This window comes from Yoonia sediminilitoris (genome assembly GCF_003058085.1).
GTDB classification, from domain to species: domain Bacteria; phylum Pseudomonadota; class Alphaproteobacteria; order Rhodobacterales; family Rhodobacteraceae; genus Yoonia; species Yoonia sediminilitoris.
The window spans coordinates 16,576-30,958 of record NZ_QBUD01000003.1 but is presented as its reverse complement, the minus strand read 5'-3'; the positions used below and the strand labels follow the sequence as shown (position 1 = coordinate 30,958).

Annotated in this window: 10 protein-coding genes, 1 tRNA gene and 1 pseudogene; 7 read left to right on the top strand and 5 right to left on the bottom strand. The window is 58.0% G+C overall.

Annotated features, from left to right (window positions below):
- Positions 1-77: 77 nt before the first annotated feature.
- Positions 78-2,378 carry a xanthine dehydrogenase family protein molybdopterin-binding subunit gene (locus tag C8N45_RS08380; protein ID WP_108385804.1) on the top strand — a complete coding sequence of 767 codons (2,301 nt, stop codon included), beginning with the start codon at positions 78-80 and terminating at the stop codon, positions 2,376-2,378.
- A complete protein-coding gene (locus tag C8N45_RS08375) occupies positions 2,365-3,432 on the top strand; it encodes a T6SS phospholipase effector Tle1-like catalytic domain-containing protein (RefSeq protein WP_181868914.1) in 1,068 nt (355 codons plus the stop codon). The genes C8N45_RS08380 and C8N45_RS08375 overlap by 14 nt, the downstream gene beginning before the upstream one ends.
- Here the strand turns inward: C8N45_RS08375 and C8N45_RS08370 are convergent.
- Positions 3,394-3,879 carry a PaaI family thioesterase gene (locus C8N45_RS08370; protein WP_108386056.1) on the bottom strand — a complete coding sequence of 162 codons (486 nt, stop codon included), beginning with the start codon at positions 3,877-3,879 and terminating at the stop codon, positions 3,394-3,396. The two genes, C8N45_RS08375 and C8N45_RS08370, sit on opposite strands and share 39 nt — an antisense overlap.
- Before the next feature lie 39 nt (positions 3,880-3,918).
- The gene (gene metF / locus C8N45_RS08365; protein ID WP_108385802.1) at positions 3,919-4,785 is read right to left on the bottom strand and encodes a methylenetetrahydrofolate reductase [NAD(P)H]; all 867 of its coding nucleotides are present in this window, start codon (positions 4,783-4,785) and stop codon (positions 3,919-3,921) included.
- Between the two features lie 92 nt (positions 4,786-4,877).
- On the opposite strand from metF, the gene C8N45_RS23585 reads away from it, so the two are divergent.
- Positions 4,878-5,783, top strand: coding sequence for a LysR family transcriptional regulator (locus C8N45_RS23585; RefSeq protein ID WP_108385801.1), 906 nt, complete (start codon positions 4,878-4,880; stop codon positions 5,781-5,783).
- Between the two features lie 101 nt (positions 5,784-5,884).
- On the opposite strand, the pseudogene C8N45_RS23580 reads toward C8N45_RS23585, so the two are convergent.
- Positions 5,885-7,177 (bottom strand): annotated as a pseudogene (locus tag C8N45_RS23580) (putative bifunctional diguanylate cyclase/phosphodiesterase); the annotation flags it as partial.
- A 695-nt stretch (positions 7,178-7,872) separates the two neighbouring features.
- Between C8N45_RS23580 and C8N45_RS08350 the strand changes: the two are divergent.
- On the top strand, positions 7,873-8,661 hold the full coding sequence (locus C8N45_RS08350) for an inositol monophosphatase family protein (protein ID WP_108385799.1): 789 nt from the start codon (positions 7,873-7,875) through the stop codon (positions 8,659-8,661).
- On the opposite strand, the gene C8N45_RS08345 is transcribed toward C8N45_RS08350, so the two are convergent.
- Positions 8,658-9,392, bottom strand: coding sequence for a rhomboid family intramembrane serine protease (locus tag C8N45_RS08345; protein WP_108385798.1), 735 nt, complete (start codon positions 9,390-9,392; stop codon positions 8,658-8,660). The genes C8N45_RS08350 and C8N45_RS08345 overlap by 4 nt on opposite strands.
- 32 nt (positions 9,393-9,424) lie before the next feature.
- The gene (gene putA / locus C8N45_RS08340) at positions 9,425-12,895 is read right to left on the bottom strand and encodes a bifunctional proline dehydrogenase/L-glutamate gamma-semialdehyde dehydrogenase PutA (RefSeq protein ID WP_108386055.1); all 3,471 of its coding nucleotides are present in this window, start codon (positions 12,893-12,895) and stop codon (positions 9,425-9,427) included.
- A 102-nt stretch (positions 12,896-12,997) separates the two neighbouring features.
- On the opposite strand from putA, the gene C8N45_RS08335 reads away from it, so the two are divergent.
- The 3 genes from C8N45_RS08335 to C8N45_RS08325 all read left to right on the top strand — a co-directional run bounded on the left by C8N45_RS08335 (position 12,998) and on the right by C8N45_RS08325 (position 14,189).
- Complete coding sequence (locus C8N45_RS08335) at positions 12,998-13,483, top strand: Lrp/AsnC family transcriptional regulator (RefSeq protein WP_108385797.1); 486 nt, start codon at positions 12,998-13,000, stop codon at positions 13,481-13,483.
- Positions 13,484-13,519: 36 nt separating this feature from the next.
- Entirely contained in the window at positions 13,520-14,059 is a 540-nt protein-coding gene (locus C8N45_RS08330; RefSeq protein ID WP_108385796.1) for a tetratricopeptide repeat protein, read from the top strand.
- A gap of 44 nt (positions 14,060-14,103) precedes the next feature.
- Positions 14,104-14,189 (top strand) — tRNA-Leu (locus C8N45_RS08325).
- Positions 14,190-14,383: the final 194 nt, after the last annotated feature.

The window sequence follows — 14,383 nt, the reverse complement described above, 5'->3', positions numbered from 1 at the left end:
AGGGAAAGGCCCTTTAGGCTGGACAGCGCAGGGACAAAGGTTAGGTTCGGGCTTGGTCCAGTAACGGAGTATCACCCATGGAAAAGTTCGGAAAAAGCCAGTCCGTCACACGCAAGGAAGATCTGCGTCTTTTGACAGGTCATGGGCGCTATGTGGATGACATCGCACCAGCGGATGCGCTGCACGCTTATTTCCTGCGCTCGACCGTGGCGCACGGTAAGATCACGGCTTTGGACCTTGATGATGCCCGCGACATGCCCGGTGTGCACATGATCTGCACCATCGATGATCTGGAGGCCGCTGGCGTCAAGATCGGGCTGGGGAGTGTCACGGTCAAGAATCGTGACGGGTCGCGCGGCGCAGCACCATTGCGCCCGCTACTGGCCAAGGAACGCGTCTGCCATGTGGGCGAAGCGGTGGCGATGATTGTAGCCGACAGCATGGAGCAGGCGAAAGATGCCGCTGAAATGATCATGCTGGATATTGACGATCTGCCCGTGCATGTCGATCTGGCCATTGGCGGCGAAGCAATCCATCCTGAGGCGCCACACAACCTTGCCTTTGACTGGGGGTTGGGAGACGAAGCCGCCGTACAGGCCGCCATCAAGGACGCGGCACATGTGGTCACGGTTGATGTGTTCGACAATCGTGTGATCGTCAATTCGCTCGAGGCCCGCGGCTGCTATGCCGAAATGGAAGACGGTCGCTTGCATCTGGCGTTTGGCGGGCAGGGCGTTTGGGGGATCAAGGACGATCTGTGTAAGCATCTGGGGATGGATGCGGCTGATGTGCATGTGACGACGCCCGATGTGGGGGGCGGATTCGGCATGAAGGGCATGCGTTATCCCGAGTATTTCTGCGTCGCCCACGCCTGCCGCGTGCTGGGCCGTCCGGTGCGCTGGATGTCCGACCGGACCGAGGCAATGCTGTCGGACAATGCAGGCCGGGACCTGACAACCGAAGCGACACTTGCCTTTGATGCTAACTATCGGATTACTGCCTACAGCATTGATACCATTGCAAATATGGGGGCTTACAATTCCCAGTTCGCCCAGCCAATCCAGACCGATCTGTTTTCAAAGGTCATGATGGGCACTTATGATGTGCAGACCGCCTATATGCGGACGCGCGGAATCTTTACCAATACCACACCTGTTGATGCATATCGTGGGGCAGGCAGACCAGAGGCGATTTTTGTGTTGGAACGGGTCATGGATGAGGCGGCAAGGCAATTGGGCGTGGACCCTTGGAGCTTGCGTGAAAAGAACTTTATCGCGCCTGCGAAGTTCCCCTACACCACAGTCAGCAACGTAACCTATGACGTTGGCGATTTTGCCAAGGTGCTGGCCAGTGCCGCGCGCGAAGCGGACCGCGACGGATTTGCCGCGCGCAAGGCGGCCTCGAATGCGGAAGGCAAACTGCGCGGGCAGGGGCTTTGCTATTACATCGAAAGCATCCTTGGCGATCCGTCCGAGACGACGCGCGTGGATTTTGTGGACGGTGGCGCCAAGATTTTCGTCGGCACCCAGTCCAACGGGCAGGGCCATGAGACGGTTTATGCGCAGTTCCTTGCGGACCAGACAGGTATCCCAGCCGACCAGATTGAGGTCATTCAGGGCGACAGCGACCTGATCCCCACCGGTGGTGGAACGGGCGGTTCGCGCTCCGTGACGGTGCAGAATACTGCAACCTTGGCGACGGTTGATGTGATTTTGGAAAGCTTCAGCGCCTTCCTTGCCGATGCCGAAGGGGTAGATGCATCTGCCGTCAGTTTTGATGATGAACGGTTCCGCATCGCCGGGTCAAACCTGACGCCGACCATGCTGGATGTGGCTGACATGGCCCGTGAGGCCGGGCGCGATGATCTCCTGAGCCAATCGGCCCGCATCACACTGGACAACCGAAGCTTTCCCAACGGGGCCCATGTGACAGAGGTTGAGATTGACCCTGATACAGGCGTTGTGACCGTTGACCGCTATACGGTCGTTGATGATTTCGGCAACCTGATCAACCCGATGCTCGCCGAAGGGCAGGTGCATGGCGGCGTGGCCCAAGGTCTTGGGCAAGCACTGACAGAGCAAGTGGTTTTTGATGCCGATGGTCAGTTGCTCACGGCAAGTTTCATGGACTACGGCATGCCGCGTGCGGATAATCTTCCCATGATCAGCTTTTCGACAGAATGTACGCCATCGCTTTACAACCCTATGGGGATGAAGGGCTGCGGCGAGGCAGGCACTGTTGGCGCGCTTGCGGCAATCAGCAACGCTGTTGTCGATGCCTTGTGGGACGTGGGCGTGCGCAAGGTTGAAATGCCATTTACGCCGCATCGTATTTGGCGGGCAATCGAGTCAGCAAAGGGTGACAGTGCAGCTGCGTGACTGGTTCTTTGGCCTCTTCGGGCGCCGCGCGCGCCACGAAGACGGCGGGTTGCGCAAGCGGGGTCCTGCGACCCATGTGATTATTCTGGACGGGACGCAGTCCACGTTGGACACCGGGCATGAAACCAATGCCGGGATCACCTTCAAGCTGTTGTCAGAGGCCAGTCAGGCGGCCAACATGACAATCTATTACGAGGCTGGCATTCAGTGGCGCGACTGGGCCAGCACGTGGGACGTGATGACCGGCAAAGGGATCAACCGGCAGATCAAGCGGGCTTACGGCGTGGTCGCATCGCGCTACAGGGTCGGGGATCAGATCATTCTGGTGGGGTACTCGCGCGGTGCCTATGCCGTGCGGTCGCTGGCTGGCGTGATTGATGTTGTGGGCTTGTTGAAACATGATTGCGCAACAGAGCGGGCAATCACCCAAGCCTATCGCCATTACCGTTTGGGCGGGCGCAGCAAATATGCCAGGGCATTCCGTGACGTTCACTGCCACCCGGATGTGCAGATCGAAGCGGTCGCAGTCTGGGATACGGTCAAGGCGCTGGGACTGCGGATGCCGATCGTCTGGCGTTGGTTCGCGCGCGACGATCAGGATTTTCACAGCCACGCACTGGGGCCACATGTGCGCAACGGCTTTCATGCCCTAGGAATTGATGAACGCCGAGAGGCCTATGCCCCGGTGCTATGGACAACGCCAGAGGCGTGGCGCGGACGGATTGAACAGGTCTGGTTTCGCGGCAATCACGGTGATGTCGGTGGTCAGGTGGGGGGCCATCTGGCCGCCCGACCGCTGGCCAATATCCCGCTGATCTGGATGCTGGAGCGGCTTGAGATGTGCGGTGTCTTGTTGCCGCAGGGCTGGCAGACACGTTTCGTCCAGGACGTGAACGCGCCCTCTATCGGCAACTGGCGGGGGTGGTCGAAAATCTTTCTTTATCGCCGCCGCCGGCTGATCGGGCGTGATGGATCAGAGTCGCTGCATGACACTGTTGCTGACAGGCAGGGGCAATCAACTCTCCGGCAATTTCATGATCAGACAAGTGGTTGATCCTGTCGCATAAAGCTTTCCATCCGCCACCCCCCTGATCTCGCCGTGGGCGGTCCCGGTGCTGCGTCCGGCGTGATCAATCCATGCGGTGGCAAGAATTTCAGTATCGACCGGGATCGCCCGGCTCAGGTTCACTTTATATTCAAGGGTCGTGTAACTTGACCCTTTGGGCACGGTTGTCATCACCGCACAACCAAGGCAGCTGTCTAGCAGCGTGCCGTACCAGCCGCCGTGGACCCCGCCCATGGGATTGCAATGGGTGAAACCTGGCGCGCCGCGAAACACAACCTTGCCCGGTGCAACTTCTGCCAATGCATAATTCATCACCTGCCCTATGGGAGGCATGGAGATATCCCCATTCAGGATACCAAACATGAAATCAAGCCCCGACATCGACCGCATGGTCGCTATGTCCGGTAGATCGGCAGGAGATTGGGCAGTGAACATTGGGTCGCCCCGCGCTTTGAGTTGCCCGAAGCTGCGCATTCAGGCGACGTTTTGCAAGCGCACTTTTGGCGTGACGCCAAGGGCATGGCATACGTCGCGGGTCAGTTCTGGTTTGTTCAAGGTGTAGAAATGCAGGTGATCTACACCGCCTTGGCGCAAATCATCGCAAAGCTCTGTTGCTAATGCGGTTGCCAGCAGATCACACGTGCCGTCGCGTTCAGCATTGGTGAACGCATCATGAATGATTTGCGGGATCGCCGTGCCGCATTGCGCGGCGAACTTCTGCGTCCCCTTCCAGTTCTCGATGGGCAGGATGCCGGGAATGATAGGCGCATCTATGCCAGCCTTGACGCAAGCGTCGCGGAACCGGAAGAATGTTTCAGCTTCAAAGAAAAACTGTGTGATCGCAGAGCAGGCACCGGCGTCTATCTTGCGTTTCAGGAACGCAATGTCAGCGGCCTGATCAGCGGCTTCAGGGTGTTTTTCGGGATAAGCCCCGACCCGGATCTGGAACTTGCCAGTGTCTGCCAAGGCGCTGATAAGCTCCACCGAACTGGCAAAGCCTTCCGGATTGGGGGTGAACTTTGCGCTGCCCTTGGGCGCATCGCCGCGCAGTGCGACGGTTTCGGTCACGCCTGCATCGGCGTAAGCGCTTGCGATCTCGAGCGTTTCTTGCCTTGTGGCGTCCACACAAGTCAGGTGGGCCGCCACATTCAGACCGCTGGTCCGGTGGATGGTGCTCACCGCCTCGTGCGTCAGTTTGCGCGTTGTGCCGCCCGCGCCATAGGTGACAGATACGAAGGTGGGGTCCAGAGGCGCCAGCGTGTTGACGCAGTCCCAAAGCCTGAATGAACCCGCAAGCGATTTGGGTGGGAAGAATTCGAATGAAACGGCGGGGGCTGACATGTCTGACCTCTCTCTTGATATCCCGTCTTCTCATGGCTATGGAGTTGAGGCAAATTCATAAACTTCACCATGGTCATGAGGATGACTCATAGATGCATATCGAATTTCGGCATTTGCGGACGATCAAGGCGATACATGATACCGGCGGTCTGGCCCGTGCAGCCGAGCAATTGCACATCACCCAAAGCGCACTGAGCCATCAGATCAAGGGCATCGAAGACCAAGCCGGGGTGGAGCTTTTCGTGCGTCGTTCCAAGCCATTGAAGCTGTCAGCTGCAGGCATGAAAATGCTGGCGGCGGCCGAGCGCATCCTTCCGCAAGTGGCCGCGCTGGAGGCGGAGTTTTCTGATCTGGTCGCGGGAAGTGCCGGGCGGCTACACATCGCCATCGAATGCCACGCCTGTTTTGAGTGGCTGTTCCCTGTACTGGAGCAATTCCGCAAGGCCTGGCCCGAAGTTGATGTCGATATCCGGCCGGGTCTGGCATTTGACGCCTTGCCTGCCTTGCGCAAGGAAGAGGTTGATCTTGTTGTCTCGTCGGACCCCGAAGACCTGCCCGAAACGGATTTCACGCCGCTTTTCGATTATGAGCCTGTTTTCGTGGCGTCAGCAAATCACCCGCTTGCGCAAAAGGCGTTTATCGAAGCAGAGGATTTCAGGGGCGAGACGCTGATTACCTATCCGGTGGATCGGGCGCGGTTGGATGTCTTCTCGCAATTGCTGACACCTGCGAAAGTTGAGCCTTTGGCAATCCGGCAGGTAGAATTGACCGCAGTGATCCTGTTGTTGGTGGCGTCAAATCGTGGGGTGGCCGTTTTACCTGACTGGGTTGTGCGCCAAGTCCGTTATAATTCCGACTACATTACTCGGCCACTGACAAAGCACGGCATTACGCGCAGGCTATACGCGGCTACGCGCGCAGAGGACACCGCGACCCCATTCATGGCACACTTGATCCGGTTGGCAAAACAGGAAGCGGTCAAATTGCAACGTGGCTGAGCTGCGTCGGATTTTCGGCGGTGCGCAGATGAAAAATTGGCATCTGCAATCATGAGCCGAAGATGTGTTTCCGGAAAGGCGACTGCCGCCCCGAAATAGTAGCCCTGCGCGTATTTGCAGCCCATTTTGCGCAGCATCTCAAGCTGCACCTCATGTTCCACACCTTCGGCAATCACCTGCACGCCCAGCCCGTCACCAATCGTCAGAAAACCATCGATCAGCACGGTCGCTGCTGGGTCGGTGCCCAGATCGCTGATAAAGCGGGTATCAAGTTTGAGCTCATCGAATTCCAAGTCGCGCAGGTGCTGAAAAGAAGCAAATCCGGTTCCGAAATCATCAAGTGAAATCCGCACACCCGCCTTGTGGAAAGCTGCGATCGATTCGCGGATAATGCCGCTGGAATGTTCGATGAAAACATCCTCGGTTATCTCGAAGGTCAGATACTTGCGCAAGTCGGGGTATCTGTCGATCAGGTTGGACAGTTCGGTGCGGCCCGACACGGTGGCCAACGTCACTTCGGGGATGTTGATGGAGACTTGCCCAGGGTCAAGATCATCGGCCACTAATGTTTGAATGTCATCAAGCACATGCGCCGCTGTGTGCAACATGAACTCTGAATGCAGGCCCAACTCGGCGATCATCGGAAGGAATGACATCGGTGACAAAAGCCCGCGGTCGGGATGTTGCCACCGTGACAGCGCCTCAAATCCCATGATTTTACCTGTTTCGGTGCAGACCTTGGGTTGATAGTAGGGCAATATTTCACCGCTTTGCATGGCTGCCAGCAGCACAGCCCGATCCTTCAATGTGACGCGGACTGGAAATGCACGTTTGTCGAAGACGATTGCCCTGTGATCAGGGTCCTGCCGCGACAGTGCCATTGCCTGATCGGCCCCCGATAAAAGGTCGACCGCTGAATCAATGTCTTTGCCGAGCTGCGCGATCCCAACGCATGTGCCGATATTGAGCCTCTTGTTGTCATGGGTCAGTGGTTGACGCAGTGAAAACGCGATCTTGTCGCCCTGCATTTGTGCCTGCGCCGGTCCACCGATATCGTGGCAGGCAAGCCCGAACGCGCTATCGGACAGCCGCCCGACAAATCCGTTCGGCCCGGCCAGATCGCGCAGTCGGTCCGCAACCGCACAAGTCATCGCATCGCCCGCGGCGTGGCCGTAGCTGTCTTTGATCGGTTTAATCCCGTCAACGTCAATGACAAAGACGGTGATATCCCCCTGTTCTCTGGCGGCCTGTTTAACGGCATCTTCGAACATCTGCCAGTTCATCAGCCCTGTCAGATTGTCGTTCCCCGAAAGCGCCTCCAGTTTGTTTAGCGCTGATAGCGCGGTGTCGCGCGCCTGTACCGATGTTGCTTGCGTGCTGCGGTGCCAATGCATCGTGGAAAAGACATTGATCCCGCAGAGTAGAAACAAGGCCGCTGTAATGATCCATTGCCAGGTGGGGGCGGCAAAAGCGGGATTGTTTGCCACCATCAACAGCATAGCAATGCTTGCGCCGCCACACAGGCCCACAAGCGGCCAGCTATAGAATGACAGGTTGTCCGGCGTATAGCTGACATGCAACAAGATCCCGAAAATCCAGATATAGGCCGCTATCACAAAGGGCAGACTGCTGCTTTGGCTTAGAACGATCCCGTATGCCAGATAGGGCAATAACAAACAGCAATTGGCGAGCCAAAGAAGCCCGACCTTGCGCGGTGTCATCTGGCTGTCGGCCTTGGCACCATATCTGTTCATCGGCAAAGTGACAGTTTCGGCGAGCGCAATGATCACAAAAATCATTGCCGCACTCGCCGTGTAGCCCGCAAGGCTACAAATGAGCGTCATCATACCGGCCAGACCCGCACGCTTCCCCACTTCACGCACGCAGGCCTTTGCCGCAGCGCGTGACTGTTTGAAAAACTGTTCGACAACTTCTGTGCGCATATTCAGTCTCAATGAATTTTGCCAGTTTATGCCGGAAGAGAGAAAACAACTCGTTAAGCCCTGGCAACAAATCGGTGCAAACGCCCCTTGTTCACGTTGGGTCTTGCGCCTATACGCCCGGCTTGTCCCACACGTAGGAGTCTCCGATGGCTGGAAGCGCTAATCTGAATGTTATGATGAAAACTGCCCGCAAGGCAGGGCGTGCCCTTGTCAAGGACTTCGGCGAAGTCGAGAATTTGCAGGTCAGCACAAAAGGCCCCGGCGATTTTGTCAGCCGCGCGGACAAGGCGGCCGAAGCGATGATCAAGGAAGACCTGCTACACGCGCGCCCGTCATACGGGTTTCTTGGCGAAGAAGGTGCCGAAATCGAAGGCGAAGACCCGACCCGCCGCTGGATTGTTGATCCGCTGGATGGCACGACGAACTTTCTGCATGGCTTGCCGCACTGGGCGGTGTCCATCGCCCTTGAACATAAGGGTCAGATCGTGGCCGGTGTCGTCTATGACCCGGTCAAGGACGAGATGTTCTATGCGGAAAAAGGCAACGGCGCGTGGCTGAACGAAAGCCGACTGCGTGTTTCTGGCCGCTCGCGCATGCATGATTGCATCTTTGCGACGGGCCTGCCGTGGGCCGGGCGTGGTGATTTACCCGAGACGTTCCAGCAACTTGCGCGTTTGTTGCCTGTCTGTGCCGGGGTCCGCCGCTTTGGCTCTGCCGCGTTGGATTTGGCTTATGTCGCCGCCGGTCGCTATGACGGATATTGGGAACGTAGCCTGAACTCTTGGGACATTGCTGCTGGCATCATTATCCTGCGCGAGGCGGGTGGCATGATCGAGCCGATGGACGCAGAAGGCGATATCTTGAACGATGGGGCGCTGATCTGTGCAAACGAGCCTGTTTTCGCCAGCTTTGCGAAAGTGATCCGGGCCATCTAGCGCCGCACGAGTGGGACGCTGCTGCGCCGATAGGTTGCCGCCGGATGGTCGGGGTGGCCGCCTGTGCGCTTCCAGAACCCCGTGCCGCCAGCGCGCAGCCAAAGCGGAAAGGTCAGGATCATACCCGCAACAAAGCCGCCCGCGTGCGCCCAATAGGCCACGCCCCCGCCAACCGTGTTGAACAGAACGCCATTGAACAACTGCATCCCGAACCACAGCCCAAGCATGATCCACGCCGGGACGGGCAAAATCCGGAAAAACACCACAAAGAATATCAGGATGTCGACGCGGGCCTTGGGAAACATCAAGAGATAGCCCCCCATCACTCCCGCAATCGCCCCCGAAGCACCAACCATGGGGACCGGTGACATCGTCTCTGACAGATATTGCGCCATACCTGCGCCCAGACCACTGAGCAGGTAAAACATCAGGAAGGGCGCATGGCCCATCTTGTCCTCTAGATTGTCACCAAAGACCCACAAAAACAGCATGTTGCCAGCAAGATGCATGAAGCCTGCATGCAGGAAAGTCGATGTGAACAGGGTGGAGTAGGTCTGTTCAACCGTCAATCGGGCCGGGATCATCGCGTAATCGGCGTAAAGCCGATAAAGCGCCCTGTCGTCGGGAAACAGGATCAAGGTGATCAGATAGATGCCGATGTTGGCCGCGATCAAACCATAGGTGATATATGGCACGCTTTCTGACGGGTTGTGATCGCGGATCGGGAACATGGGGCAGACCGTCCCCGATCACGTATGGCTGGTCAAGTGCCCAAGGCGGCCACCTCGGCGAGCAGGGCCGCATTGCCACCTGCTGCAGTGGTGTCGATGCAGACGTGGCGTTCCTGCATGACATGGGCCACATCGGGCATCTGGGTGATCAGGGGGACAATCGGACCCGTGCGTTCGCTCAATGCCTGCTCATAGCTGCGGGCGGTGTCAGGATCACCCCACCAGATCACAGCGGCAAGCGGTGAAAGCTGGGTGAGGGTCTTTGCATCGACACTGCCGCTTGGTTTGATGGCCTGCCCACCGTGTGCTTGGACCGCCTTCTTTTGTGCCTCGGCTGCATCCGGGCCGGGCCCAAGGCACAAGACAGGTCCGCGGCTGTGCTGGGCGTAGCGGTTTGATTCGCCGGTCGGACCGGGCAGGTCCAGATGCTGATCGGCAGATGGCAAAGCGGGGGTTTTGAGTTGGGATTGCAGACTGTTCATGTCTGCGGTGTTGTCCCATTTTGCATCTGTCTGCGTTGCCAGGTGACTGGAAAAGCGTGGCAGATAAAGCGGCCCGCCTGCTTTCGGCCCGGTGCCGGACAGACCGTCGCCGCCAAATGGCTGACTACCAACGACGGCACCGATCTGGTCCCGATTGATATAGATGTTGCCTGCTGTGACACGTTCAACGATTGTCTGGACCCTGTCATCAATCCTTGTGTGCAGGCCAAAGGTCAGACCGTAGCCGGTTGCGTTGATGTCATTGATCACTTTTTCCAGTGCGTCGCCTTTGAAGGTGGCCACATGCAGGACGGGGCCGAAGATTTCACGGTCCATGTCGGCAATACCGTTTACCCGGATCGCGGTTGGGGCCACGAAATGGCCATCAGCAGGTGTGGGCAACTGGTGGATGATGCGTCCCTCGGCGGCGGCGTCAGCGATGTATGCGCTGATATTGCTTTGTGCCGTTGCATCAATCAGGGGCCCCACGTCTGTGGACAGGTGCCACGGGTCACCCATGGTCAATTCGTTCATGGCACCCTTGAGCATTGCCAGCAGGTTGGGAGCAATATCTTCCTGCACATAAAGGCAGCGCAGTGCCGAGCAGCGCTGTCCTGCGGACCGGAACGACCCGTTGATGATGTCGCGAATGGCATGTTCGGGCAGGGCCGTGCTATCGACGATCATCGCGTTTAACCCGCCGGTTTCCGCAATCAACGGTGTGCCGGGGGCGCAGTTGTCAGCCATTGTGCTGCGAATCCTGAGCGCGGTGGCGGTGGACCCGGTGAAAGCGACACCACCGATACGCGCATCAGAGGTCAGCGCGGCCCCAACCGATCCGCCGCCGGGCAAAAGCTGAAGCGCCGTTTGCGGCACCCCCGCCTCATGTAGCAACCGTACCGCCTGATAGGCGATAAGAGGCGTCTGCTCTGCCGGTTTGGCCAGCACCGCATTGCCTGCCGCCAGCGCTGCCGCGATCTGGCCAGTGAAAATCGCCAGCGGAAAGTTCCATGGGCTGATGCAGGTCCAGATGCCGCGCGGCTGATTGTCGGGGGTCGCTTGCGCGGCGTAATAGCGCAGGAAATCAACAGCCTCGCGCAACTCGGCCACTGCGTCGGCCAAGGTTTTGCCCGCTTCACGGGTCAGGATGGCGAAAAGCAGCCCCGCGTTGGCCTCATAAGCGTCGGCCGCCGCAAGCAAGGCGGCGCGCCGGTTTGCGAGGTCAGCCTGCCACGGGCGCGCATTTTCGAGCGCCTCTGCAATGTCGTCTGCCTGTGATTGCTGCACCTGACCGACCAGATCGCCTGGATTGGCGGGGTTCAGGATATCTTGCGCAGGCAGGAGCCTCCGGCGGGGATATTTGTCGCCATAAGAAGGGCAGGGGCCCGCGTTGAATTGCGCGTTGCGGTGGGGTGCGCAGTCTTTGGCGATCTGGTTGAGCGTGGGCTGATGGGTGATGTCCCAGCCTTTGCTGTTTGTGCGCTCTGGCTTAAAAAGGTCGGGGCCCGTCGGCAAGGGCAACGCGTCATCAATACTGTCAAAGGGGCAGGCGGCGACGGTTTCTGCGGGCACGTCTTCATCGACGATCTGATTGACAAAGCTTGAGTTGGCTCCGTTTTCCAGCAGCCGCCGCACCAGATAAGCAAGCAGGTCTTCGTGGGCGCCAACCGGCGCATAGATGCGGCAGCGGGTCTTTTCCGACCGCAGGACAAGCCCGTGCAGGGTTTCGCCCATGCCGTGGAGCCGTTGGAATTCATACTCCTGCGGGCTGCGCCCCATGGTTTTGGCCATATCAAGGATCGCAGCAACAGTATGCGCGTTATGTGTCGCAAACTGGGGGTAAATACAGTCAGTCGCAGACAGCAATTTGCGCGCATTGCTGATGTAGCTGACGTCTGTATGGCTTTTGGCGCTGAATACAGGGAAACCATCAAGCCCAGCGACCTGCGCGCGCTTGATCTCGCTGTCCCAATAGGCGCCCTTGACGAGCCTGATCATGATCTTGCGGTTCAGACGTTTTGCCATGTCATGCAAGTGGTCAATAACCAGCGGCGCGCGTTGTCCGTAGGCTTGGACGACCACCCCGAAACCATCCCATCCGGCAAGCGCCTTTTCCGACAGGACTGCCTCGATCACTTCCAGCGAAAGCGACAGTCTGTCGGCCTCTTCTGCGTCGATGTTCAGCCCCATGCCAGCGGATTTCGCCAGCAAGGCAAGCGACCGGGCGCGCGGGACAAGTTCGGCCATGACACGGTCTTTCTGGGCGATCTCATAGCGGGCGTGCAAAGCGGACAGTTTGACCGAAATACCAGGGTTCTGCGCGATATTGGCATGGGTGCAGTCCTTGGCGATCAGGCTGATCGCCTTGGAATAGGACAGGTGATAGCGCCGGGCATCTGCGTCCGTGCGTGCCGCTTCACCCAGCATATCATAGCTGTAGGTATAGCCCTTGGCCTGCATGCCTGCGGCACGCTTCATCGCTTTGCCGATATCCTCGCCCAAGACGAACTGCCGCCCCATTTCGCGCATCGCCCGGGTGACAGCCTTGCGAATCATCGGCTCGCCCAACCGTTTGACCGCACCGCGCAAATGGCCGGTAATACCCGCCTGATCATCATCAAGAACCCGACCGGTCAGCATCAGCGCCCAAGTCGATGCATTGACCAGTGATGACGTCGAATGCCCAAGGTGTTTGCCCCAGTCCGACGGCGCGATCTTATCTTCGATCAGTGCGTCGATCGTATCTGCATCCGGCACCCGCAGCAGCGCCTCTGCCAGACACATCAGTGCAATGCCTTCGTCGGTGGAAAGCCCGTATTCTGCAAGGAACACTTCCATCAAACCGGGGTCTGCGCTGGCCCTGATCTGGCGCACCAATTCAGCGGCGTGTGCGCTGATTCGCGCACGGTCGGCATCGGACAGCCCGGCGGTTTCGACAAGTGACCTGAGCGCGGTTTCCGTATCAAGATACATGGCTTGGTCGATCGCATCAGTCGGCAACGGGGAAATGTCATTTGGCATGAATGGCTCCTTTCGGCTTGACACCATGATAGCGTAGCCGAGAAAGTAATTTCGGCTGCAAATTTAAAAAATCGTGGTGTTTTTGCCTGAAATGAGGTGGCAATGGCTGACAATCGCACTGTTGATCTTGATCGGTTTGATGACAAGATTCTGAATATTCTTGCTGCAGAAGGCCGGATCAGCGTCACGGAACTTGCCGCGCGCATTGGGCTGTCCAAGTCGCCGACACAGGCGCGCCTGCGCCGTCTTGAGAATACAGGTATCATCCGCGGCTATCGGGCGTTGTTTGATCCGATCCGCCTGGGTCGGGATCATGTGGTATTTGTCGAAGTGAAGCTGACCGACACCCGCGAAGCGGCCCTTGCCAGTTTTGCCGCCGCTGTCTTGCGCATTCCCGAGGTCGAGCAATGTCATTTGATCGCCGGCGCGTTTGATTATTTGCTCAAAGTCCGCACGTCTGGCATGACCGGCTACCGGGCCATTCTGGCAGAGAAACTATCGACGCTTCCTTATGTGGCTCACACCTCCACCTATGTGGCGATGCAGGCGGTGAAAGAAGAAGGGTTGGCGCCAGTCGCCCCGGGATAGCTTGACCCGTGGGGCGCGTGCGTCAGATAATAGACTATGAAATGGATTTATTCGCTTTGCCTGCTGGCTGCGCCCGCGTTCGCCGAAAGCTGCCCGCCTGCCGCTGAAAATTCTGCGCGCACGTCCCAGATTATCACGTCCCTTGGCCGCGCCCAGACGCAAGAACAGGCCGATCTGCTAGGGGCTGAACTCTGGGCGCTCTGGACGACGGCACCGGATGAACCGGCGCAGGCCCTTTTGGATGACGGGATGCGCAAGCGCAGCGTCTATGACTTTTTGGGCGCGCAAGAGAGTTTTGACCGGCTTGTCGCCTACTGCCCGCACTATGCGGAAGGCTATAACCAACGCGCCTTTGCCAGCTACCTGCGTCAGGATTACAGTGCCGCCCTGATTGATCTGGACAAAGCGCTGGCATTGAACCCGCTGCATATCGCAGCACTTTCAGGCAAGGCTCTGACACTCATCGGATTGGGCCGGAACGACGAAGCGCAGGTTGCTCTGCGCGAAGCACTTGCGCTGAACCCGTGGCTGCATGAGCGCGCGCTATTGATTGGGCCAGTTGGCACCGACCTTTGATCTGCACTTGCCGTGGATAGCTGGCCATTCTAGGAAGGGCGTGTGCCCGCGTGGTGGAATGGTAGACACTGGAGACTTAAAATCTCTTGGCCTTATGGCCGTGCCGGTTCGAGTCCGGCCGCGGGCACCATATAATTAGTCTAAGTCATTATTATATAATAATATTTAATGATTAATCACATTCATACCCCCCTAATTATACACCCTCTGTGTGCCGCTCATTGCGGCAAATCCGCCGCCTGGTACAATCTAGCTTCGCTAGGGTTGGGACGTATTTTGGATGTGGCCTGTAATAGCCGCCATTCGATACATCAGAGAAAATGG